The following is a 20,949-nucleotide window of genomic DNA, read 5'->3' as shown; positions in this document are numbered from 1 at the left end:
ACTAATGCGAGTCGAGCTTACTTCTCGATCGAGTCTTGCTTTTCACCCTCAACCTCATGGTGGCCGTGGGCTGCGTGTGCAGCTTCAAGCTCCGCTGGGGTAACTGGGGCAACACGATCTTCGAAGAAGAACTTCGAGATCGCCGCACGGCGCTTCTCCGAACCGGAGACGTGCCCTGCTGCATCCGGCTGTGCCGGAATGTACTTGTTGTCGTTGAAGTTGGTGAGGAGGTAACGCTTGTACACGTCGACTTCCTCGTGCTTCTCCGAGAAGCCACCCTCAGGGGACATCTGGATAATGCCAGCTTCACGACCGTGCAGTACGATCTCACGATCCTTGCGCTGCAGCGACAAGCAGATACGACGCGTCAACCAGAAGGCGAAGATTGGGCCCAGGAAGAACAGCGTACGCAACCAGTAGGTGACGTCATTCAGCGATATGTGGAAGTGAGTTGCGATCAAGTCAGACGAGGCAGCTGCCCACATCACGCAGTAGAAGACCACGCCAGCGGCACCCACCGCGGTACGGAATGGAGCGTTGCGCGGGCGGTCCAACAGGTGGTGCTCGCGGTTGTCCTTGGTGATCCAACGTTCGATCCATGGCCAGGCGAACATCACTGCGAACAGTGCGCCGGCAGGAACCAATGCAGGAAGCAGAACACTCAAGATCAAAGTGTTGTCGCCCCAAGGGAATGGAATAACCCATTCCAAGCTGAAGTTACCGAGGTAACCAGGCATCAAACGCAAGGCGCCATCGACGAAGCCGATGTACCAGTCGGGCTGGGTACCAGCAGAAACCGGCGATGGGTCATACGGACCGTAGTTCCAGACCGGGTTGATCTGGAAGAGCGCCGAAATGAATGCCACGATACCGAAGACGATGAAGAAGAAGCCACCGGCCTTCGCTGCGTATACCGGACCAACTGGGAAGCCAACAACGTTGTCGTTGGTGCGGCCTGGGCCAGGATACTGGGTGTGCTTGTGGGTCACAACCATGAACAGGTGGATCACCAGGAGCAAGATGATCACCGCAGGCACGATCATGATGTGCAGCGAGTACAAGCGGGGAATGACGTGCAAGCCCGGGAACTCTCCACCGAAGAAGAACATCGACAGGTAGGTACCAACGATAGGCAGTGCCTTCATCACACCATCGATAATGCGCAGACCGTTGCCGGAAAGCAGATCATCTGGGAGGGAGTAGCCGGTGAAACCAGCTGCAAGACCCATGATCAGCAGCACGCCGCCGACAACCCAGTTCAATTCACGTGGGCGACGGAAGGCGCCGGTGAAGAATACGCGCAGCATGTGCACGGACAGGGAAGCTACGAAGAGCAGTGCGGACCAGTGGTGAACCTGGCGCATGAACAAGCCGCCGCGAACATCAAAGGAGATGTCCAGGGTGGAAGCCATGGCGGTCGACATTCCAATGCCCTTCAGCGGCACGTACGAACCGTTGTAGGTCACGTGCGTCATCGAAGGATCGAAGAAGAAGGTCAGGAACGTGCCGGAGAGCAGCAACAGTACGAAGGTGTACAGCGCCACTTCACCAAACATGAAGGACCAGTGGTCAGGGAAGATCTTGCGACCGAATTCCTTGACCATGCCCGAAGCGCCAACGCGGGAATCGACGAAGTTCGCGATCCGTCCGGTAGCGGTCGAGGGGGTGTATTCATTAGGCGATGCCATGATTAACCACGCTCCCAGTAGCTTGGGCCTACAGGTTCGTGGAAATCGCTCTGGGCTACCAGGTAGCCGTCAGCGTCCACGGTAATAGGCAACTGCGGAAGTGCGTGTCCAGCCGGACCGAAGACTACCTTGCACTCGTTGGCAAGGTCGAAGGTCGACTGGTGGCAGGGGCACAGCAGGTGATGGGTGTGCTGCTCGTACAATGCGATCGGGCAACCCACGTGGGTGCAGATCTTCGAGTAGGCAACAATGCCATCCACATGCCAGTCTTCGCGGCCCTCGGAGATGTTCATCTCCTGCGGGTCCATGCGCATGAGCAGCACAACGGCCTTGGCCTTTTCGTTGAGCATGTTCTCTGCTTCTTCCAGACCCTCAGGGATCACGTGGAAAGCGGAGCCAAGCTGCACGTCCGAGGCCTTGATCGGGGTACCCGATGGATCGCGAGTCAGACGAACGCCGGTGTCCCACAGAGTGTGACGCATGGAATCGATCATCTCGTGCGCGGTCTTACCGGTACGGTCCAGGTCGCGGAACATGAAGATTGCGGGGATCGGAGCCAAGGCAATGGCACCGATCAAGGTGTTGCGGATCAGCGGACGGCGCTTGATACCACTCTCATCGATGACCGTGTCGATGATATCGACTGCATCCTGGCGATCTGCTTCGGAGCTGATCTCGTGACGTGATTCAACGAGTTCGTGGTCCGGCATCAGAGTCTTGGCCCAGTGAACAATACCTACACCGATACCGAGCATCGCGAATGCGGTGCCCAGGCCCAGTGCAGCGTTCTGCACACGCAGTTCAGCGAAGGTCATTTCACCCAGGTGGCCCAGGACGAAGTAAGCCACGAAGAAGAACAGCGTGCCAATGATGGAGATGGTAAATAGCAGCGCAACTTGGCGCTCGTGTCGCTTGGCTGCGCGCGGATCGCGATCTGCGAGACGCGGACGATGTGGGGGGAGTCCTGGATCGGCAAACCGGTCCTGAGCTACATCGTCAGCCTTAGCAACGGTGCCCGATTCTTCGGGACTGCCGTGACTATGGTCGCCCATGTTTCTCTCTCATCCTTCTGTTAGGAATATATGTACGTAGTGATGTTTGCGGTTTTCACCGCGAAAGCCTTAGGAAGGACGCGAGGTCAACCAAATGGTGAAGGCGATAATGATGCCCAAACCGGCGGTCCATACGAAGAGGCCTTCAGCCACTGGACCCAGGGATCCAAGCGCAGCGCCACCGGCAGAGCCATTAGCTTCGATGGTCTTCAGGAAGGTGACAACGTCACGCTTCTCGTCCGGGGTGATGTTCGAGTCGTTGAACACTGGCATGTTCTGCGGACCGGTAGCCATCGCTTCGTAAATGTGCTTCTCTGAGACGCCGGCCAGCGTCGGTGCGAACTTGCCGCGGGTCAACGCGCCACCTGCGGCAGCAGCGTTGTGGCACATTGCGCAGTTCACGCGGAATACGGTGCCACCGTGGGCTGCGTCGCCCTTGGTGGTGTCCAAATATTCTTCGTCCGGAATAGCTGGACCTGCGCCTAGGCTCGCAACATAGGCCGACATCTGCGAGATCTGGTCTTCGTCAAACTGAACTGGCTTAACCTGGGCCTGCGGGCCCTGCATCTGCATTGGCATACGGCCGGTGCCTACCTGGAAGTCAACCGCTGCGGCGCCGACGCCGATCAGCGAGGGGCCTTCCTCGGAGCCTTCGGCGTTCATGCCGTGGCAGGTGGCGCAGTTGGCTACGAAAAGCTTCTGGCCTTCCTCTACATCGGCTGCCGATGCAGAAGTGGTTTCCGCTGCCTTCGCTTCGCTTACGCTACCGGCTGCAGTGTAAAGACTGCCGGTGACCAGCAATCCGAACAACAGCAGGGCCACAGCGGCGAGCGGGTGGCGGCGCTTTTTCGAAAGAGCCTTCACTTGCTGGTTCCTCACTTAGTTTCTTGGTGTGGTGTTGCCATACTTCTGTGGAGGCAACTGATGGATATTAGTTGCCTACTGCAAGAAGTAGATGATCGCAAAGAGCGCGATCCACACAACGTCAACGAAGTGCCAGTAGTAAGACACAACGATGGCGCCGGTCGCTTCAAAGTGACCAAACTTCTTAGCTAGCATTCCTCGACCAATAATTAGCAAGAATGCTATTAGGCCACCGAGCACGTGAATGCCGTGGAAGCCAGTGGTGATGTAGAACGAGGAAGCGTACGAGTTCGAGTTCAGTGCTACGCCTTCGCTTACCAGCACGGCGTATTCGTAAGCCTGAACAGAGACGAAGATCGCGCCGAGAATGAAGGTAAGGATGAACCATTCGATCATTCCCCATTCCTTGAACTTGAAAAGTCCACCGGAACGGCGAGGCTTGAATTCTTCGGCTTTGAACACGCCAATCTGGCACGAGAACGAGCTGGACACCAGAATCAAGGTGTTAATCAGCGCGAACGGTACGTTCAGCTTTGCGGTTTCGGTCGCCCAAAGCTCGGGCGCGGCAGCCCGGAGGCTGAAGTACATGGCGAAGAGGGCGGCGAAGAACATGAGCTCGCTGGAGAGCCACACCATCGTTCCCACCGACACCATGTTTGGGCGGTTCGGCGCATGTGGCGCCGTCGTATTTGGGGCATGAGTCGCAGTTGTCACACTGTCATTATGTCTCTAAACAGGCCTCAGATACCAATGCAAACCATGGTTGAATGAGGTTTTCTACGACACACTTAGAGAACAACCGCGGAAACACGCGGAAGTAGCCGACAATCTCTTTCTACAATTCGTAGAGCTTGATCCGGCGCGCCGCACGAAACAATCGTTTATGAAACATAAACGTGCCCTAATTAGGGGTATTTTCGGCGATAAGTTCGCTGTCTTGCGGCACATCACGCAACGACACGAAGTAGCAGCGGGGGAGCAGCATCGATAGGCTTACGTACGTGTCAACGAGCCTTGCAAACGAAAAGTTCCCAACGTGGCCAGATCTTTTGGCTTCCCTGATTAGCGGAGAGAACCTAAGCCGCGAACAAGCGGCCTGGGCGATGAACGAAATCATGACCGGAGAAGCTAGCGACGTCCAGATCGCCGGCTTCCTTGTTGCGCTCCGCGCCAAGGGCGAGACCGTGGCGGAATTGACCGGTCTGGTCGACTCCATGGTGGCCAACGCGCGCGAGCTGACCATCGATGCACAAACGCTAGACATTGTTGGCACCGGTGGCGATCGCCAGAACACGGTGAACATCTCGACCATGTCTACCTTGGTGTGCGCCGGCGCCGGGGTGAAGATCGTAAAGCACGGAAATCGCGCTTCCTCTTCCTCTTCGGGTTCTGCCGATGTGCTCGAGGCGCTCGACGTGCATCTCGATGTACCGATCGAACGCCTGGTCGACGTTTATGACGAGGTGGGCATCGCATTCTGCTTTGCCAATATTTTCCACCCTTCGATGCGCCATGTTGCCGGTGCGCGTCGCGGGCTGCGGGTGCCTACCGCCTTCAACTTCATGGGACCGCTAACTAACCCGGCGCTTCCCAGCGCTTCGGCCATTGGCTGCTCGGACTTGCGCATGGCACCGATCATGGCAGGGGTTCTCGCTAGCCGAGGGTCGCGCGGATTGGTCTTCCGCGGCGATGATGGCCTGGATGAGCTCACCACCACCGCGCCCAATATGGTGTGGGAGGTGCGCGAGGGCAAGGTGGAAGAGTTCGCTTTTGACGCACAAGACCTGGGCATTGCGCGCGCGACGCTGGATGACCTGCGCGGGGCAGATGCCGCCTTTAATGCGGGAGTGGTCCGCGATATCGTCTCCGGTGCAACCGGTCCGGTGCGAGATGCCGTGGTGCTGAACTCCGCCGCGGGCATGGTCGCCTTTGCGCAGGATGCCCAGGGAAGTTTTCAGGACCGGATGCGCGCGGCAATGCTCCGCGCGGAGCATTCGCTCGATTCGGGCGCCGCCGCGAAGGCCTTGAATACCTGGTCGGCAACAACTTCCAAGATCGTCGGAAAGTAGAACGATCGTACAAGAAAGGGAGCTTGTCTNNAGACAAGCTCCCTTTCTTGTGGGAACAGACTCTTAGTCGTCTAGACCCAGCGAGAAGGCCGCCTCTAGATCGTGTGCCGAGTAGGCACGGAAGGCAATGTGCGTCTGCGTCTGGCGGATGCCAGGAATCTTCGACAGTCGATTGGCAATTACCTCGGCCAAGTCCTCGTGCTTGTGGACGCGTGCCACGGCGATGAGATCCCAGTCGCCGGCGACGGAATACACCTCGCTAATTCCTTCGATTTCCGAGATCTGCTTCGCCGACTCAGGAATACTGTCGGTTGCCGTCTGAATCATGACGAATGCGGTAACCATGAAAACCTCTCAACGTTAGAATTTTCCCCGCTTTTGGGGTTTTGCTTCATGAAATAACTCTAGTGCACTGCGCAGAGGAGTCCCATGTGTGAGTCAAGCCTATGCGTGGCATTAAACAATCTTTAACTTTTGTAAAAAATAATACAAGGTATTAGGATTGTAGGTATGATCGTATTAACTATCGACCAGCGTCGATCGCGTCAAGGCGAGGACAAGGTTGAAGCGCTAATAGAGCAGGCCAACTCCACGGTCTCGCACATTAGGCCGTTCCAGCGTACGGCGGGCGATGAAGTCCAAGCCGTCTTCGATGACGCAATGGAAGCAATCCATCTCGCCGTTATGATGGCCGCTTCGGGGGATTGGAGCGTTGGCCTTGGCTTTGGCCAAGTAGAACTCCCGCTGCCCAAAGAAACTCGTGCCGGCAGGGGACCGGCGTTCGTATTCGCCAGAGATGCGGTGGAACGAGCCAAGAACACGAACGCACACGTGGCTGTCGAAGGACCCACGGAAGAAGCGACTCGACTGGAAGCAGAACTCCAGCTCACCGCTTGCATCATTTCCAAACGGCGGGCGACGGCTTGGGAAGCCGGAACGTTAGCCGATCAGGGGCTGACCCAACAACAAATTGCCGCGCGCCTGGGCATCACCCAGCAGGCCGTCTCATCTAGGCTTTCAGCAGCACTATGGTTCGAAGCGAATCGCATGATGGAGGAAGCCACCAAATCTTTGTCCAAGCAACTGCGACAGATAGGGGAGTGACCATGCTCTGGGTTGCCTGGTCCGTACTTGTATTGGCCGTAGTGATCGCCGTGGCCGCCAGCTTCCTCGGCGGGGCACAGGGCGCTAAGGCGAAGTTCCGCAATGTACTCACGGTCATTGCCGCAATGGCTGCCGTAGTGACGTTAATCCTGGGACTTGCCGCCCGCCCGGACGAAGGCCCAGCCGCCGTTCCCGAAGTACTGATCATCGCGGTCAGCGTGCTTTTTGCCGTAAGCTTCGGCGGACCGCTCACCGAATTGATTTTCCAGTTGGCCTCGCGCCAGGACCAGGTGGAAGAAAGCCCAAAGACCGATGCCTCGCCACTGCGTGGCGGCTTGTGGATCGGACTGCTGGAGCGCTCTGCGGTAGTTGCGACGCTCTGGGCACATTGGCCGGAAGGCATCGCGGTCGTACTTGCGGTTAAGGGCCTTGGCCGTTTCTCCGAACTGAAAAACCATCAGGCAGCCGAGCAGTTCATCTTGGGAACGTTTTCAAGTTGCCTAGTCGCCGCCGCCGGCTATGGCCTAGGCATACTACTTCTTCACTGAGCGAAGAGCCACGAGCTTGCAGACGAGACGTCGCCCCATCAAGAAGAGTCCAAGCGCCAAAACCGTCACGATGATAAACGGCAGGGCAGCTGTCGAATTCATCGCCACCCGCAAGGCAAGTCCAAGAGCCACGGTGCCTAGCCAGACGAGAACACCGGTTGGCCATAGTCGGTTGATGGTCACCCACGGCCGGGAAATCAGCGTCATGATCAGGTAGGCGATCAGGAATGGTAGGGCCGTCATCAATATTCCACTGATTGACAGCGCGTGCTCATGTTCGCGTCGCCCCAGAAGCGCAAAGAGAACAATGAGCACAAGATCGATGCCGGCCCACAACGGCCATTTGCGAATATTTTCAGACATGATTCCATCTTAGGCAATGGCCTGAACGGATTGTGTTCCGATCAGCATCGAGCCCCGTCGCCTTCGCCACAAAAGCGCTGCGCTGCTGGCGGGCTCCGCAGATCGTTAGACTGAGAGGCATGAGAAGCTGGCCTGGTGAAGTTTGGATGGAACGGCACCAGATTGTTCTCTATTTAGCTGCGATACTCGGCGGCTGCCTGCTCGGACTGTGGTTGCCCGCGGGCAAACCCGTTCTGGAAATCACGATCAATCCACTGATTGGGCTCTTGCTTTATGCCACGTTCTTGGCCTTGCCGCTAGGAAAACTCGGCTCTGCGTTCAAAGACCTGAAGTTTCTCGGTGCGCTGGTACTCGTGAATTTCCTCTTGGTTCCCCTCGTCGTCTTTGGCCTATCGCGCTTCGTGCAAAACGATCAGGCACTCCTGGTTGGCGTCCTGCTGGTGCTGTTGGCTCCCTGCGTGGACTATGTCATTGTGTTCACGAACATTGCCGGGGGAGCAGGCCATCGGCTGCTGGCCGCAACACCGTTGCTGATGATATTGCAGATGCTTCTGATACCAGCGTTTATCTTCTTGGTAATGGGCCCAAAAGCAGTGGAACTGTTCGCGCCAGGAAAGTTTCTGGGCGCCTTTCTGGGGCTCATCGTTCTCCCTCTGGTTGCGGCTACGCTGACCAGGTTTTTAGCCCAACGATCACCCCAAGCCGGTACCCTTATCTCGGCCGCCCAGTGGTTAATGGTGCCTCTCATGATGGCGACTCTTGCCGCGGTCGTAGGATCGCAGATCGCCCTCGTGGCGACGGAGCTGCAGCAAGTGCTACGTGTCCTGCCGATATTTGTGGCTTTCGCGATCATCATGGCTGCCGCCGGAACGCTTGTCGCCAAATTATCGAATTCCGATGTTGCTGCGGGTCGCGCATTGGTCTTCAGCGGAATCACCCGAAACTCGTTAGTCGTTTTGCCCTTGGCTCTGGCCTTGCCGGCAAAATACGAACTGGCACCCACGGTTGTGGTCACCCAGACGCTGGTAGAACTGCTGTGCATGTTGATACTCATACGTTTGGTTCCGAAAATTCTCCGGCAGACAAATCCTGTCCGGAACTAGGTGAGCACTCGGCTCCACGCCAGCCGAATTTGGCTCAACGCGCAAACCCGTCGACGATCTGCTCCAGCACCTGCACGCCGACGCCGAGGCCGTCTTCGGCTCGAATTGCCGCGCCTAGCCCGGCGGCGCGGATCGCGTAGGAGTCCGTGCGGACAAGGTCGCCGAGACGATCGTTCAGGCCGGTAACCAAGTTCCTGGCCGGTAGCGGAGCCGGCCCGACCCCCAGCGCGTGCAATCGCGCGCCCCAGAACGGCTGGTCTCCAAGGAACGGGACAACTAGTGTCGGCCGCCCCGACCGCAGCCCGGCCGCTGTCGAGCCGGCACCGCCGTGGTGCACTACCGCCGAGACGCGCGGGAAGAGCCATTGGTGGGCAGCGCCCTCCATGACGAGGACATCGTCCGTCCCGGACTCGCCCGCGGTGATCCCGCCCCACCCGGTCGCAACGATCCCGCGCAAACCGTTAATCCGCAGCGCGGCCAAAATCGCCTGCCGGCGTTCGTTTGCCCCCTTGCCAAAGCCCATGGAACCGAACCCGACATACACCGGAGGGGATCCATTCGCGAGAAAGTCCACCAGCCGTGCCGGTGGCTCCCAATTGGAGTCATCACCTTGATCCAGGAACCAGTATCCAGTGACGTGGGCCGAGGATGGGTAGTCGCGGGGGATTGGCAGCACGTGTTTGCTGTATGGGTACAGGACGTGGACCGGGCTCCCGTCGGGATTCTTGAGCGGGTCCGCGAGGCGTGCAACGCGGCCCAGACCGACCTCGCGCCGGAAATCATTGATCATGGCGCCGTAGAGGATCCCAGTCATCCGCCTGAATTCAAAAGTCGCACGGTTACCCCACGCCCCGAAGGAGGCGCCGCCGAGGAAAGGCACCGGATGCGCACGCGTCGGGGTGAAAAACGGGAGCGGGAGGGAAAGCACGCCGGGCACACCCAGCGCCTGCGCGATGTGCTGCCCGGCCAAGCACTTGGGGTGGTACACCACGATGTCCGGGCGCAAGGACTGCGCGGCAGCCCAGCATTCCGAGTTCAGCTCGCGCATCGCGGAGGTCATGATTCCCAGGGTCTTCAGCGCGTCGCGCGGACCGCGCAGCTCGGGCAAGACCTCGCGCAGCAGACGCAGCATCTCGGAACCGCAGGGGTAGTGCGTGACGCTTCCGGCTCCGCCCTGCGGTACCAGATCCGCGAACCGCTCGGGGACTGCAAAGGTGACGTCGTGCCCGGAACGTGCCAGCTCACCGGCCAGGGCGGCATAGGGCTGGATGTCGCCGCGAGTACCGAACGACATGATCAAGACGCGCATGGCTAGTTCCTTCCCGACGGGACCACCTGGCGAGCAGGCTTCCCGGCACACCGCCAATGCTACTCCTGCCGGAATTCCAGGGACCGCCGTAGAATCCGGAGAAACAGCGCGTGACCAACCGGCCCTGGTAATGCGTAGCTGAACAGGGACTTGCTGGCGGCAGCGATTCGCTGCGGAAGGCAGATCATTGGTGAGGGAACTGAAGACGATGCGGTTGTTTGTGAAGCTCCGCGCTCGGTGGCGGCGCCTCGCGATCGAGGGGTGCCGCGCCCCACATTTCGTTTACCGATCGGTGCCGGGCTGTTGAATCGCTGCCATGTCGGCGGTTTCTGCAAGTAAGAAGGCCGGGACCGGAGGCTAGTAGCCCGCGCCCCGTTCAGCAGGGAAGCACGTCTGGACTTGGGACGGGCGTTCGCCGTGGGCAACAAGCAGAAAGCGCTATTCCTCTCAGCCTGCCTTCTTCTGTGTCGTTGCGAACTCTTGTCCGGCCTTGGTGCCGCCATCGACCAGAATATCGATCCCGGTCAGGTAGCCAGGTGCTTCACTGGCGCAGAACGCGATAACAGCCGCGACTTCCTCGGGCTTGCCGAATCGCTTGATTGCTGCCGACTTGATGAGGTCGCCGGCCCCGTGGTTCTCCTCCAGACGCCCCATTGCGGTGTCGAAGCTCCCCGGGGAGACCGAAACGACCCGTGCTCCCAACTCGCCGAACCGCGCCGCAACGAAACGGCTGTACCAGTGGACGAAGTTCTTGCTGATCGCGTAGGCCAGACCAGCTTTCAGCTTTGGGCCGACGAGCCTCGCTCGCTTAACGATCGCTTGCTCAAAGGCGTCGGGCTGTTGCTCGGCGCGTCGGAAAGCACGCGACGGAATCAGCAGCTTGGGAATGCTATGCCCGGCGGTTGATGCCACATTGACCAGTGCGTCGCCGGTGGCCGCCCTGGAGAGAAACGCCTGCGCAATGTTGACTGTGCCAGTTGCATTTATGCGGGCGATGCGTTCAGCCGTACCCATTTGCGGACTGATGCCAGCGGCGTGGACCACCGCGCGAACGTGGCTTCCCTCAGAGACCGCGCACTGAAAAAGGTGCTCGACGGACGCTTTCTCGGCAATATCGCACACTATGCCCGTTGCATCGATTCCGGCCATATCCAGCTCGCGCACTGCATCATCGAGGCGCGTCTGGTCGAGGTCTGCCAGTACGATTCGGTGGTCGCGCCCCATGAGTCTTGCCGTTGCTATTCCCATGCCGCCGGTCCCACCAGTGATGATTACTGTCGGTAGTTCAATTGACATGGCGGTCCTCTTCATTTGGGAAGGCAGGGGATTGTGCCCTAGTTGGTAGACAGCTGGAAATTCGGGTTGAGTACAGAGCTGCAATATCGCTGGTTCCTAGCCGTAGCCATCGTTTGACTGATGGCTGCGGATGTCCCGGGTGCCGGGCCAGCGGATCAGCTGTGTTGCTGCGTTCCACGTCGAGGTCTGGCTGATCAGGATTCTAGCGTAATCTTCTTGGATCGTCGCGGGCCGGTTCCATGCCTAATAGTCTAAGCACCACTAGGACTAATTCCGTCTGGAAGGTTCTGAGTCATCTGAACCGAGGCGGGGGAGCGCGGAGCCGATCCCGGACATCGACCCGATTGACCCGCGTTTGGTAGAACGCTTCCAAGTGTTCGGGACTAGTGGTTGTCGCGGGTGTAGCAAAACAACCTCGCACCAAAATGCATTGGGCAGCCGGGCCGACACATCCATGGTCTATTGCAGGGTGCTAGCCGCGTCCGCCCGGAGGGCCAAGGACCAGCATGGTCGAGAAAATCCCGACTACCGCAAGCAACAGGATCGCTCCGGTCAGCACCGGACGGCCCACCATCCAACGCATGGCTGCATCGGTCCATTTTCTGTCATCAGGATGGTCGCTCGCAGTTGTGCGCCATGCGCCAACGAGCTTTCCCTTGTTCTCCAGCCACTTATCAAAGGGGATAGTGAGGTAAGGAATGATCGAGGTAGCCGCGGCGCCGATAATGAGACGTTTGCTCCAGCGCTGGTTCATGCCTACGAGAACCGACATGACCACGTAGGACAGGAAGACAAACCCATGGATAAAACCGGCAATGGATACGGGCCAATCGCCGACCTTTACCCCGTATTTTAGGATCATTGCGATGATGAGCATAGTCCAGGTGACGGCTTCGGCTCTGGCAACGGTGCGATAGAGGGCGCTTGGAGACATGGGCTGATTTCAGTCCTTGAGTGGTGGGGGAGAACAACTTCGAGATTATCTCTGCCTATAGACTATCGGCTCAGACTACGTGTGTTTAATTCGCGCATTCCGTTCAATCTGACAGCGCGTGAGCTGGCGCATTTTGCTTCCGCAGAAATGAGTTCCGCCATCTGTATGCCTTGCTTCTAAAAACAGTTGCCAACAGTCGCTATTTGGCAATCGATTCCCGCATCCGTGAAACCGATATCCTTGCCGTCCGGAGAGAATTATCCGCCCATATTGAACTGGATCTGCCTCAACTAAAATGAGACAGAAATTAGAATGCCCCCAACTGCAATTAGCCGGGGCAAATGCCATGAGCAAGACCGCCATGGGGAGTGCCAGATTTCCGTTACTTTACATAATGTAGATTATCGGCTCTATAGGCAAGGGTTGAGTAGGGGCGATTACTAGCTGCTTGGCGCAGGATTGATTCGGGCAATGCACCGCCGTGACTCGGCGTCGCCTAGATGGCCGGCTCGTCTTCATTGCTGATGCGAAGTCGGTATTCGGCGAAGTCCAATGTCTGCCCGATGAATTTCTTGAGTCGCTCGTCTTGCATCGAGTAGATGACGTGCCGACCGGATTTGCGCGTCTGCAGCACTCCGGTGGTCCGAAGCCTCGCAAGCAGCTGGCCAGCAACAGTTGGGCTGACTCCAACGAATTGCGAAAGCTCCGATAAGGAATGCTCTGCCTTGGTCAGCGCCCAAAGCATTTGCAGCCTGGCTGGATCCGACAAGGTCTTGAGGATCGTCATGGACATGTCGAGCAGATCATTGGATATGATGTCCTCGCGTGTTGGCAACCCAGCGTATTCACTGGTCATGATCCTCACTCCTCGACTAGGCGCTTGGCCGGAGTTTGTGATGCCAACGACTCGCCGCACAAAGAGGCCTCGGTGCAACCATTATGGTCACGAGAACGAATAAAGCGATAGCCAAGTCATGACTTTATGATTGCCTTGATCATAGGCGCGTCGAATGAGCGAGCCACTCCCCTAATAATACTTGAAGCTTAAATTACTGTAAATAGCTTGCTGACATGGTGCATTGCATACATTGCCGAATTTCTGTCAAGGTCACCTTACCTGCTTGGTCCCTCGTGCTCGCTGACATCGGCGTGAAGAAAATTGGCAGTCGCTAGAGCTAATGGGAAGATTTAGTCATGCCTTCACTTCTGCCTGCTAGATTGCTGCGCACCCGTCGAGTCGCGCAACGTAGGCGGCGTGTAATTTCGGCTCTGCAACGCCAGAGCTTCAGCCTCGATCAGCGTCAGCGAGATCTCGTCCAACTGCTGAGTCAAAAGTTTGCAAACCCGTCGGCTCAAGCCACACGTGGCGTCTACGTTTATGGTCCGCCGGGACGTGGCAAGTCGATGCTGCTAGACGCTTTCTGCGCGGATCTGGATCAGACCGTCACCGCGCGCTACCACTTCCATGAGTTCTTCCGGGCGATCAACAAGCCAGGCGAGCATGCCGAGAAGCAGAGCCTTGGCTCGGTTTTTGCGCAGGGGTTGGAGCGTGAACTGACCGGCATCAAAATATTGCTGTTCGATGAGTTCCATTGCGTTGAACCAGGTGATGCCATGTTCATGGCCAAACTCGTCAGCTACTGCCAAGAACATGAAATTTTCCTGGTTACGACCTCGAATTACGAGCCAGAGAAGCTTCTGGATGACGAGTACTTCCACCATCTCGCGGAGCCCACCATTGAGCTAATTCGTTCAACTTTTGATGTCTTCGAGCTGGATGCAGCCGTGGATTACCGCACGCTAGCGGCACCGGCTGGAATGCGTCGCGAAGGCTACCGCGCTGGCACGCTCAACCCGGGGTACTCCCCTATTGACGAATCAGATTTTGATGTGCACATTGAGGTTGGCTACGACAAAATCGGCCCCGCTAGATACCGCGGAGCAACCATTGAAATTTCTTTTGACCAGCTCTGCCGCACCCGCCGGAATACCGCGGACTACCTCGCCCTCGCCTCCCGATTCAGCTGCTGGCACATCACCTCGGTACCCTCAAGCCAGGCCATGCCAATGGACGAGGAACGGCGTTTCGCCAACCTCATAGACGTGTTCTATGACCGGGACCTGGAGGTGCACCTTTACACCCAAGATCGATTAGAACATCTGGGACACAGGCTGCACGACACAGAACGCGCCCGGCTCGAGTCGCGTTTGGCGCAATTGCAATATTCAGAAGAAGCGACTGATCGGATCACCCAGTGAATGACCGCAAAGTTCTAGATGCCAAAGACCTCACCGATCTGGTGGTGGGGATCTTGGCAGAGTCCAAGGATCAAGTAGTCCCGATTGTGCAGCTAGGACACCCGGTGCTGCGACAACAAGCTCAGCACTACGAGGGCCAGCTCCCCGCAGCGCTGCTCGACGAGCTGCTGGCGGTCATGAGAGCGACCATGTACGCCGCTCCCGGGGTGGGGCTCGCCGCGCCACAGATCGGCATCCCGCTGCAGATTGCGGTGCTCGAAGACTTGTACCCGATTGACGAGGAATCTGCTGCGCTACGCGAACGCACTCCCTTGGAATACCTAGAAATCTTCAATCCAAGCTATCGTGCAGTTGGTGTGCGCGAGGCGGTCTTCTATGAAGGCTGCCTGTCTTTCGAAGGATTCCAGGCTGTAGTTCACCGTCCTGCCGAGATCAGCGCCAGTTACAGCAACCGCGAGGGAGCAATGTTCACCCGCGAATTCTCCGGTTGGCAGGCACGAATTGTGCAGCATGAAACGGATCATCTAGCTGGCACCGTCTACATCGACAAGGCGCTCACTCGTTCGCTCGTTGGCGAGGCCGAACTCTACCGCTATCCAGGACTTGATCTGGGCCAGGCCCGAGAAGAGCTGAATTTCTAATGTCGAAAAGCACCACGGTTCTGTGCCCGGTCTGTGATCAGCCACTGGTCCTATCCACCGAGCCGCGACGCAGCCTGCACTGCCCGGACGGACACCGTTTTGATGCGGCTAGGCAAGGGTATTTCAACTTCTTAACCGGCCGCGGGACAAACTTCATCGAAGATACTGGTCCGATGGTCAACGCCCGCGAAGACTTCCAGAACCAAGGGCACTACGCACCCTTGGCGAAGGAGCTCAGTGCTTCCATTGCCGGACACCATTCTGAGAGCAAGCTTGAGGTGCTCGACGCCGGCGCCGGAACTGGCTACTACCTGGGTGAAATGATCGCTTCGGCATACGCAACCGAGATCGACGCGCTGGCCTTGGACATTTCACGCTATGCCATGCGTCGGGCGGCGAAACTGCCGCATACACTGGCCATGGTGTGGGACGTCTGGCGTCGCTTACCGTCGGCAGATCAATCGCGGGACGTGGTCCTGAACTGCTTTGCCCCACATAATCCAGCAGAGTTTCATCGTGTCCTACGCGAAAACGGTGTTTGCTTGGTCGTCACCGCGGCGCAGGACCATCTGCAAGAGATCCGTGAGTCTTTGGGAATGCTTGGGATCGCAGAAAACAAGGAGGTTTCGTTGATCGAAAAGTTCCGTGCCGCGGGGTTGCGGCATCAACAGTCGACAAACTTGACCTATGCCATGGATCTGCAGACCATCGACCTGTTCAACTTGGCCTTCATGGGGCCGGCAGGACATCATCTCTCCCCCGAGGATTTACGCGCTAAGACCGAATCCCTCGGCGCGCAAAGAGTCAACGCATCCTTTGGAGTACATATATTCGTCCGCGAAGGCTAGAAAATACCCCAAAATGACTACCGCTTTTCTTGTCGCCTTACGGCAGAATGGAGCAAAGGCCACTCGCAATTGGCCCTTGCTCTTTTGAACAAAGGTGGATGCCATGACAACGGCAGAATGGATTATCAGCAATGCCTGGGTCATTTGGCTCGCGCTATTCCTGCTGTTGGCCATAATCGAAATGATCTCGTTGGATCTTTACTTCGTCATGCTTGGCGTGGGCGCGTTGGGCGGTGTCGCCGTAGCGCTTTTCGACGGACCTATCTGGTTGCAAGTTGTCGTGTTCTGTTTAATGTCGCTGTTGATGATCTTCTTGGTCAGGCCGGTTGCCATTAAACATCTGAAGAAATCTCCCGAGGGCTTCCGAACGAATATTGAACGCTTGATCGGACAGGATGCGCTGATTCTGGAACCGACGTCACGTCTATCCGGATCTGCAAAAATTGCCGGTGAAATCTGGACTGCCCGAGCCGAAGCGAATGCAGCAACCATGTCTCCGGGTTCCTATGCGGTAGTCAGCCGCATCCAGGGCGCTACTGCGTACCTCACCCCCGCACCGAAAGACGAAGCTTAATCTCATCACGGCTTAACACCTCTATTACTACGCACTAGGAAAGAGAGTACACACCATGCAAAATGGATTTGGCACGACGATTGTACTTGTCGTCCTGGCGATCTTCGTGATCGTCGTTCTGTTGCGCAGTGTTCGTATCGTGCCGCAAGCACGCGCAGGCATTGTGGAACGTCTCGGCAAATACAATCGAACCCTCAACCCGGGGCTGACGCTACTGATCCCATTCGTGGATCGACTCCTGCCGATGCTTGATCTGCGTGAGCAGGTTGTTTCCTTCCCACCGCAGCCGGTGATTACCGAAGACAACCTCGTGGTTTCGATCGATACCGTGATCTACTACCAGATCACCGAACCACGCGCCGCCACCTACGAAATCGCGAATTATATTCAGGCGGTAGAGCAGCTCACCACCACCACGCTTCGTAACGTCGTCGGTGGCTTGAACCTGGAAGAGGCTCTGACCAGCCGCGACCAGATTAACGGCCAGCTGCGCGGTGTCTTGGACGAAGCTACCGGCAAATGGGGCATTCGTGTCTCGCGCGTCGAGCTGAAGGCCATCGATCCACCCATCTCGATCCAGGATTCGATGGAGAAGCAGATGCGCGCGGATCGAGATCGCCGTGCGGCGATCCTGACCGCCGAAGGCGTCAAGCAGTCCTCGATCCTGACCGCCGAAGGCCAGCGCCAGTCCTCGATCCTGAAGGCCGAAGGTGATGCCCAGGCATCGATCTTGCGTGCTGATGGCGAGTCCCAAGCTATTCAGAAGGTCTTCGATGCAATTCACGCCGGTAAGCCGGATTCCGAATTGCTCGCGTACCAGTACCTGCAGACCTTGCCAAAACTGGCCGAGGGTACGAGCAATACGCTCTGGGTTATCCCTAGCGAGCTGACCGAGGCCTTGAAGGGCATTGGCGGTGCGTTCAGCAACAGCCAGAACCCGGGCGAAGGACCGGTAGAATCGCCAAAAAACAACTCCGGAATCTAATTTCAGAGCATGTAGGGTGAATATCATCAGTTCGATGGCGGGGTGCGCATGACGTACCCCGCCATCGACGCGTATAATGGATGTTTTGGTGTCGCGAATATTCCCTGGGAATTATTTAGTGAGACCAATCGTTGGTACGTGTAGCGAATTCTTTAAAACACCGCGGAGGGAAATCATGAGCGATCGCAGCCTACGAGGCATGCGCCTGGGTGCACAGAGCATGGAATCTGAGGCAGGTGTGGAGCCGGCTGCCCGTCAGCGTGTGGAGTACCGTACCGAAGAGGGCGAAGGTATTTTCATCGTCTTCGCAGCCGAAGCCGAAATTCCTGCCACTTGGCTCACCAAGAGCGGCAAAGAGGCAAAGCTGGTCCACGGCGAGGCTAACGCCCCTGAAGCAGCGAACGAAAAGCCGGTACGTACCCACTGGGACATGCTGTTAGAGCGTCGTAGCACGGAAGAACTTGAGAAGATCTTGGGCGACCGCCTGACCCACCTGCGCGTTTCGCGTGGCGAATCAGCGTAGTTTTCGAGTCTTCTGCAGAAAAGGGAAGCGGTTTCCAACTCGATGAGTTGGAAACCGCCTCCCTTTTCTACGCTCTTGGCGCTACTTCTTGGAAGTCAGTTTCTTCCAACGTGCGCCTAGTCCCCAACGGGTCACGTTCCACATTGCTTCGAACACGATGTTTCCGCTCATCTTCGAATCGCCAAGTTCACGTTCCACGAAAGTCACCGGAACCTCGACGATCTTCTTGCGCAGCATCGCCACACGGAAGGTCATGTCGACTTGGAATCCGTAGCCGCGGGACTCTACCGCGTCGAAATCGATCGCTTCGAGGGTGGTGCGCTTGAAGGCGCGGTATCCGGCGGTAATGTCGCGCAGCGGCAGGCCGAGCATGGTGCGAGCGTAGAAGCTGCCACCGCGGGAGATCAGCTTGCGGTGCAGCGGCCAGTTGACGACCTCACCGCCCTTGACCCAGCGTGAACCAATGACGAGGTCGGCGCCGGCGGCGCTGGCCTCCAGCAGGCGTGGAAGCTGCTCAGGCATATGCGAGCCATCGGCGTCCATTTCCACCAGCACGTCGTAGTCGCGTTCCAGCGCCCAGCGGAAGCCAGCGATGTAGGCGGCGCCCAGGCCTTCCTTGCCGGTCCGGTGAAGGACGTGGACCGATGAGTCCTCGGCCGCGAACTTGTCCGCAAGTTCACCGGTGCCGTCCGGGGAGTTATCGTCCACGATCAAAACATCCGAATCCGGAACGGCCTGTCGAAGACGCCCCACCGTCAGTGGGAGCGACTCCAATTCGTTATAAGTCGGAATGATCGTAATGACGCGCACGCGGCGGCACCTTTCTAGATATACAACAGAAGTTCCAACCTGCGAACAGGGCGGAGAGTAAAGCCAAATTCAAAGTATAGTCACCCGGAAACCCGCAGCACTATTAGACACAGCAATCCCCGGTGACTTCGGCCCAATCTCACATACGTGAAGCGTGCGAAATGTTATCTAAGGTCACCGGGGATCGCTATCGTACTGCGTCGTTTCGAACGCAATGCAGTGCATTACGATGAGGCGCTGTCCCCCAGCCTAGTCGTTCCCCTACCCCGGCTGTCAACCATATGGTGACTACAATCTTCACTAAATCTATACTTGTCAAAGCCTAGATTTGTGATATCGAAGAACTTGAAGCAGAGGGGATTATGCTGAGGGCTAATTCCGCTAATCCATCCGGTCGAAGATCGTGGCACCGGCACGCACGGTTCGCAAGCACCGCGGAATCTCTTCATCAACCACCGGAAGCATCGGCGTTCCCGCCCGGGCATCGGTACTCCAGGAACTAATCCGCTCATCCGGGGTCTGAATCGCCAATTCGGACGCGCTCCACACCGCGAAGGTGGCCGGAGCGCCGATAACCAGCTGCCCGGCAAACGGGTTCAGTTCCCCCATCGCACGATAGGTCGAGCGGGTTTGGCCCATGAATCCGGCGCGAGCCGAAATACGTGCCTCCGGGTTGCTCATGGACATGGCCGCGCGCACCACGGCCCAACCATCGACCTCGGTGACCGGGGCGTCAGAGCCAAGCACCAACGGAACGCCGCTGGAAAGCATGGCAGAAAGATTGTTCATCGTTGCCGCGCGCTCGCCTAGGCGTTGCTCGTACATGCCTTCAGGGCCGCCCCAGAGCGCGTCGAAGCCCGGCTGCATGGACACGGTGATCGAGTAGGAAAGCAACCGTGCACGAGTTGGCTCATCTACCATCTCCACATGTTCCAAGCGGTGCCGCGCCGACTGCAGCTTGGCTACACCGATCCGCTGCGCCGCCGCATCAAAGCCCGCGAGCAGCAGATCCAGGGCCGCATCGCCGATCACGTGGAACGCTGCCTGGATCCCCTGCTCCGAGCAGGCGATCAGGTGTCCGGCGATCTGCTCGACGCTCAGATAGGCCTGGCCGCGGTGGCCGGGCTGATCGCTGTAGTCTTCGCGCAAGTACGCGGTGCGGCTGCCTAGCGATCCATCCACACTCAGGTCTCCGCCAAGTCCAAGCACCCGGCCCGGCGGGAAGGAGCGCATCAGTTCATCGGCCTGCTCGGCGCTGTCCACCAGCTCGCCCCAGTAAGCGTAGACCTGCGGCAAAGCAGTGAGGTCCTTGGCCAGCAGCTGGTCCAGCGCCGCACGGCCCTCGAGCTGCGGGGCGGCCATCTCCACGACCGTGGCAAAGCCACGCGAGGCGTAGTGCTCCAGGGCCAGCTGCTGGAATTGCTCCACCGCTGGGCCTTGGGTCAGCAACGCCCGGCGTACCTCGTCGTGCTCGGCGCCGCGGACCAGGCCCGAGGTGATGGAGCCCAGACCGAGGCGGTCCAGCAGCTCCCGGTTCACCAGGGCGCTGTGCACGTCGCGCCTGGACAGGTAATATGGCCGGCCAGCGGCGGCCGAGGTCAGATCCGTTTCGTTCGGAAGCGAAGGCTCGGACCACGCGGTTTCGTCCCAGCCCTGGCCAACCACCACATCTTCGGCGGTTTTGGCACGCTGCGCCAGCAGGCTGAGCAGTTCGGTGGCAGAGCCGGCGCCGGTCAGGTCCGCTCCCCCGAGGCTGCGGCCAAGGGCCGCCAAATGGGCATGGGACTCCACAAACGCCGGGGTCACCAAGGCGCCTTGGAGATCTATCACCCGATCGGCCTTTGCCGCATAACGGTCGGCGGCCTCTTCACCGCCCAGCCAGGCGACGGTATCCCCGTCGATGACCAGAGCCGTTGCGAAAGGATCGGCCGCGGAATAGATGGATCCATTGCGGTACAGGGTTAGTGCCACGAGTTATT

General features: G+C 58.1%; 22 protein-coding genes. 10 read left to right on the top strand and 12 right to left on the bottom strand.

Annotation, left to right across the window (positions count from 1 at the left end):
• Positions 1 to 17: 17 nt before the first annotated feature.
• The 4 genes from CIK76_RS06115 to CIK76_RS06100 all read right to left on the bottom strand — a co-directional run bounded on the left by CIK76_RS06115 (position 18) and on the right by CIK76_RS06100 (position 4,318).
• Positions 18 to 1,688 carry a ubiquinol-cytochrome c reductase cytochrome b subunit gene (locus tag CIK76_RS06115; protein WP_096284489.1) on the bottom strand — a complete coding sequence of 557 codons (1,671 nt, stop codon included), beginning with the start codon at positions 1,686 to 1,688 and terminating at the stop codon, positions 18 to 20.
• Positions 1,689 to 1,690: 2 nt separating this feature from the next.
• Positions 1,691 to 2,740, bottom strand: a complete 1,050-nt coding sequence (locus tag CIK76_RS06110) for a Rieske 2Fe-2S domain-containing protein (protein WP_096284487.1) — start codon at positions 2,738 to 2,740, stop codon at positions 1,691 to 1,693.
• 69 nt (positions 2,741 to 2,809) lie between these two features.
• The gene (locus CIK76_RS06105) at positions 2,810 to 3,604 is read right to left on the bottom strand and encodes a c-type cytochrome (protein ID WP_096284485.1); all 795 of its coding nucleotides are present in this window, start codon (positions 3,602 to 3,604) and stop codon (positions 2,810 to 2,812) included.
• A 75-nt stretch (positions 3,605 to 3,679) separates the two neighbouring features.
• Positions 3,680 to 4,318: a heme-copper oxidase subunit III gene (locus CIK76_RS06100; RefSeq protein WP_096284483.1), complete on the bottom strand. Its 639-nt coding sequence runs from the start codon at positions 4,316 to 4,318 to the stop codon at positions 3,680 to 3,682.
• Positions 4,319 to 4,605: 287 nt separating this feature from the next.
• Here CIK76_RS06100 and trpD point away from each other — a divergent pair, with 287 nt between their 5' ends.
• On the top strand, positions 4,606 to 5,673 hold the full coding sequence (gene trpD, locus CIK76_RS06095; protein ID WP_096284481.1) for an anthranilate phosphoribosyltransferase: 1,068 nt from the start codon (positions 4,606 to 4,608) through the stop codon (positions 5,671 to 5,673).
• A 63-nt stretch (positions 5,674 to 5,736) separates the two neighbouring features.
• Here trpD and CIK76_RS06090 read toward each other — a convergent pair whose 3' ends face one another.
• A complete protein-coding gene (locus tag CIK76_RS06090) occupies positions 5,737 to 6,018 on the bottom strand; it encodes an Lrp/AsnC ligand binding domain-containing protein (RefSeq protein WP_096284479.1) in 282 nt (93 codons plus the stop codon).
• 165 nt (positions 6,019 to 6,183) lie between these two features.
• Here CIK76_RS06090 and CIK76_RS06085 point away from each other — a divergent pair, with 165 nt between their 5' ends.
• Positions 6,184 to 6,777, top strand: coding sequence for a sigma factor-like helix-turn-helix DNA-binding protein (locus CIK76_RS06085; protein ID WP_096284476.1), 594 nt, complete (start codon positions 6,184 to 6,186; stop codon positions 6,775 to 6,777).
• Between the two features lie 2 nt (positions 6,778 to 6,779).
• Entirely contained in the window at positions 6,780 to 7,325 is a 546-nt protein-coding gene (locus CIK76_RS19770; RefSeq protein ID WP_096284474.1) for a hypothetical protein, read from the top strand.
• Here the strand turns inward: CIK76_RS19770 and CIK76_RS06075 are convergent.
• Positions 7,311 to 7,688 carry a DUF3054 domain-containing protein gene (locus CIK76_RS06075; RefSeq protein WP_096284472.1) on the bottom strand — a complete coding sequence of 126 codons (378 nt, stop codon included), beginning with the start codon at positions 7,686 to 7,688 and terminating at the stop codon, positions 7,311 to 7,313. The genes CIK76_RS19770 and CIK76_RS06075 overlap by 15 nt on opposite strands.
• A 119-nt stretch (positions 7,689 to 7,807) precedes the next feature.
• On the opposite strand from CIK76_RS06075, the gene CIK76_RS06070 reads away from it, so the two are divergent.
• Positions 7,808 to 8,791 carry a bile acid:sodium symporter gene (locus tag CIK76_RS06070; protein WP_096284470.1) on the top strand — a complete coding sequence of 328 codons (984 nt, stop codon included), beginning with the start codon at positions 7,808 to 7,810 and terminating at the stop codon, positions 8,789 to 8,791.
• A gap of 34 nt (positions 8,792 to 8,825) precedes the next feature.
• Here CIK76_RS06070 and CIK76_RS06065 read toward each other — a convergent pair whose 3' ends face one another.
• The 4 genes from CIK76_RS06065 to CIK76_RS06050 all read right to left on the bottom strand — a co-directional run bounded on the left by CIK76_RS06065 (position 8,826) and on the right by CIK76_RS06050 (position 13,186).
• Entirely contained in the window at positions 8,826 to 10,100 is a 1,275-nt protein-coding gene (locus CIK76_RS06065; protein WP_096284468.1) for a glycosyltransferase, read from the bottom strand.
• Positions 10,101 to 10,547: 447 nt separating this feature from the next.
• The gene (locus tag CIK76_RS06060; protein ID WP_096284466.1) at positions 10,548 to 11,396 is read right to left on the bottom strand and encodes an SDR family oxidoreductase; all 849 of its coding nucleotides are present in this window, start codon (positions 11,394 to 11,396) and stop codon (positions 10,548 to 10,550) included.
• 472 nt (positions 11,397 to 11,868) lie between these two features.
• Positions 11,869 to 12,330: a DUF3817 domain-containing protein gene (locus tag CIK76_RS06055; RefSeq protein ID WP_096284464.1), complete on the bottom strand. Its 462-nt coding sequence runs from the start codon at positions 12,328 to 12,330 to the stop codon at positions 11,869 to 11,871.
• Positions 12,331 to 12,826: 496 nt separating this feature from the next.
• Positions 12,827 to 13,186, bottom strand: a complete 360-nt coding sequence (locus CIK76_RS06050) for a metalloregulator ArsR/SmtB family transcription factor (protein ID WP_096284462.1) — start codon at positions 13,184 to 13,186, stop codon at positions 12,827 to 12,829.
• Positions 13,187 to 13,524: 338 nt separating this feature from the next.
• On the opposite strand from CIK76_RS06050, the gene zapE reads away from it, so the two are divergent.
• The 6 genes from zapE to CIK76_RS06020 all read left to right on the top strand — a co-directional run bounded on the left by zapE (position 13,525) and on the right by CIK76_RS06020 (position 18,160).
• Positions 13,525 to 14,589, top strand: coding sequence for an AFG1/ZapE family ATPase (gene zapE / locus CIK76_RS06045; protein WP_096284460.1), 1,065 nt, complete (start codon positions 13,525 to 13,527; stop codon positions 14,587 to 14,589).
• Positions 14,586 to 15,230: a peptide deformylase gene (locus CIK76_RS06040; protein WP_096284458.1), complete on the top strand. Its 645-nt coding sequence runs from the start codon at positions 14,586 to 14,588 to the stop codon at positions 15,228 to 15,230. Before zapE ends, CIK76_RS06040 begins: the two co-directional genes overlap by 4 nt.
• Positions 15,230 to 16,078 carry a putative RNA methyltransferase gene (locus CIK76_RS06035; protein ID WP_096284456.1) on the top strand — a complete coding sequence of 283 codons (849 nt, stop codon included), beginning with the start codon at positions 15,230 to 15,232 and terminating at the stop codon, positions 16,076 to 16,078. Before CIK76_RS06040 ends, CIK76_RS06035 begins: the two co-directional genes overlap by 1 nt.
• 103 nt (positions 16,079 to 16,181) lie before the next feature.
• Complete coding sequence (locus CIK76_RS06030; RefSeq protein WP_096284454.1) at positions 16,182 to 16,652, top strand: NfeD family protein; 471 nt, start codon at positions 16,182 to 16,184, stop codon at positions 16,650 to 16,652.
• A 55-nt stretch (positions 16,653 to 16,707) separates the two neighbouring features.
• The gene (locus CIK76_RS06025; RefSeq protein WP_255248366.1) at positions 16,708 to 17,637 is read left to right on the top strand and encodes an SPFH domain-containing protein; all 930 of its coding nucleotides are present in this window, start codon (positions 16,708 to 16,710) and stop codon (positions 17,635 to 17,637) included.
• A 175-nt stretch (positions 17,638 to 17,812) separates the two neighbouring features.
• Positions 17,813 to 18,160: an RNA polymerase-binding protein RbpA gene (locus CIK76_RS06020; protein WP_096284452.1), complete on the top strand. Its 348-nt coding sequence runs from the start codon at positions 17,813 to 17,815 to the stop codon at positions 18,158 to 18,160.
• A gap of 81 nt (positions 18,161 to 18,241) precedes the next feature.
• On the opposite strand, the gene CIK76_RS06015 is transcribed toward CIK76_RS06020, so the two are convergent.
• Together CIK76_RS06015 and CIK76_RS06010 are read right to left on the bottom strand one after the other, a co-directional pair.
• Positions 18,242 to 18,970, bottom strand: a complete 729-nt coding sequence (locus CIK76_RS06015) for a polyprenol monophosphomannose synthase (RefSeq protein WP_096284450.1) — start codon at positions 18,968 to 18,970, stop codon at positions 18,242 to 18,244.
• A gap of 381 nt (positions 18,971 to 19,351) precedes the next feature.
• Positions 19,352 to 20,941 (bottom strand): amidohydrolase family protein, encoded by a 1,590-nt coding sequence (locus tag CIK76_RS06010; RefSeq protein ID WP_096284448.1) that lies wholly within the window; start codon positions 20,939 to 20,941, stop codon positions 19,352 to 19,354.
• Positions 20,942 to 20,949: the final 8 nt, after the last annotated feature.

This window comes from Glutamicibacter sp. BW80 (genome assembly GCF_002332385.1).
Lineage (GTDB): Bacteria > Actinomycetota > Actinomycetes > Actinomycetales > Micrococcaceae > Glutamicibacter.
Note: the sequence above shows the minus strand (reverse complement) of the source record. Positions and strands in the feature narration are given on the sequence as shown.

Excerpts from the sequence above, each read along its gene's own strand:
- CIK76_RS06030 (WP_096284454.1), top strand. The coding sequence starts at position 16,182 with ATGACAACGGCAGAATGGATTATCAGCAATGCCTGGGTCATTTGGCTC.
- CIK76_RS06075 (WP_096284472.1), bottom strand. The coding sequence starts at position 7,688 with ATGTCTGAAAATATTCGCAAATGGCCGTTGTGGGCCGGCATCGATCTT.
- CIK76_RS06055 (WP_096284464.1), bottom strand. The coding sequence starts at position 12,330 with ATGTCTCCAAGCGCCCTCTATCGCACCGTTGCCAGAGCCGAAGCCGTC.
- CIK76_RS19770 (WP_096284474.1), top strand. The coding sequence starts at position 6,780 with ATGCTCTGGGTTGCCTGGTCCGTACTTGTATTGGCCGTAGTGATCGCC.
- CIK76_RS06020 (WP_096284452.1), top strand. The coding sequence starts at position 17,813 with ATGAGCGATCGCAGCCTACGAGGCATGCGCCTGGGTGCACAGAGCATG.
- CIK76_RS06085 (WP_096284476.1), top strand. The coding sequence starts at position 6,184 with ATGATCGTATTAACTATCGACCAGCGTCGATCGCGTCAAGGCGAGGAC.
- CIK76_RS06110 (WP_096284487.1), bottom strand. The coding sequence starts at position 2,740 with ATGGGCGACCATAGTCACGGCAGTCCCGAAGAATCGGGCACCGTTGCT.
- CIK76_RS06115 (WP_096284489.1), bottom strand. The coding sequence starts at position 1,688 with ATGGCATCGCCTAATGAATACACCCCCTCGACCGCTACCGGACGGATC.
- CIK76_RS06025 (WP_255248366.1), top strand. The coding sequence starts at position 16,708 with ATGCAAAATGGATTTGGCACGACGATTGTACTTGTCGTCCTGGCGATC.
- zapE (WP_096284460.1), top strand. The coding sequence starts at position 13,525 with ATGCCTTCACTTCTGCCTGCTAGATTGCTGCGCACCCGTCGAGTCGCG.
- CIK76_RS06065 (WP_096284468.1), bottom strand. The coding sequence starts at position 10,100 with ATGCGCGTCTTGATCATGTCGTTCGGTACTCGCGGCGACATCCAGCCC.
- CIK76_RS06035 (WP_096284456.1), top strand. The coding sequence starts at position 15,230 with ATGTCGAAAAGCACCACGGTTCTGTGCCCGGTCTGTGATCAGCCACTG.
- CIK76_RS06060 (WP_096284466.1), bottom strand. The coding sequence starts at position 11,396 with ATGTCAATTGAACTACCGACAGTAATCATCACTGGTGGGACCGGCGGC.
- CIK76_RS06050 (WP_096284462.1), bottom strand. The coding sequence starts at position 13,186 with ATGACCAGTGAATACGCTGGGTTGCCAACACGCGAGGACATCATATCC.
- CIK76_RS06070 (WP_096284470.1), top strand. The coding sequence starts at position 7,808 with ATGAGAAGCTGGCCTGGTGAAGTTTGGATGGAACGGCACCAGATTGTT.
- CIK76_RS06090 (WP_096284479.1), bottom strand. The coding sequence starts at position 6,018 with ATGGTTACCGCATTCGTCATGATTCAGACGGCAACCGACAGTATTCCT.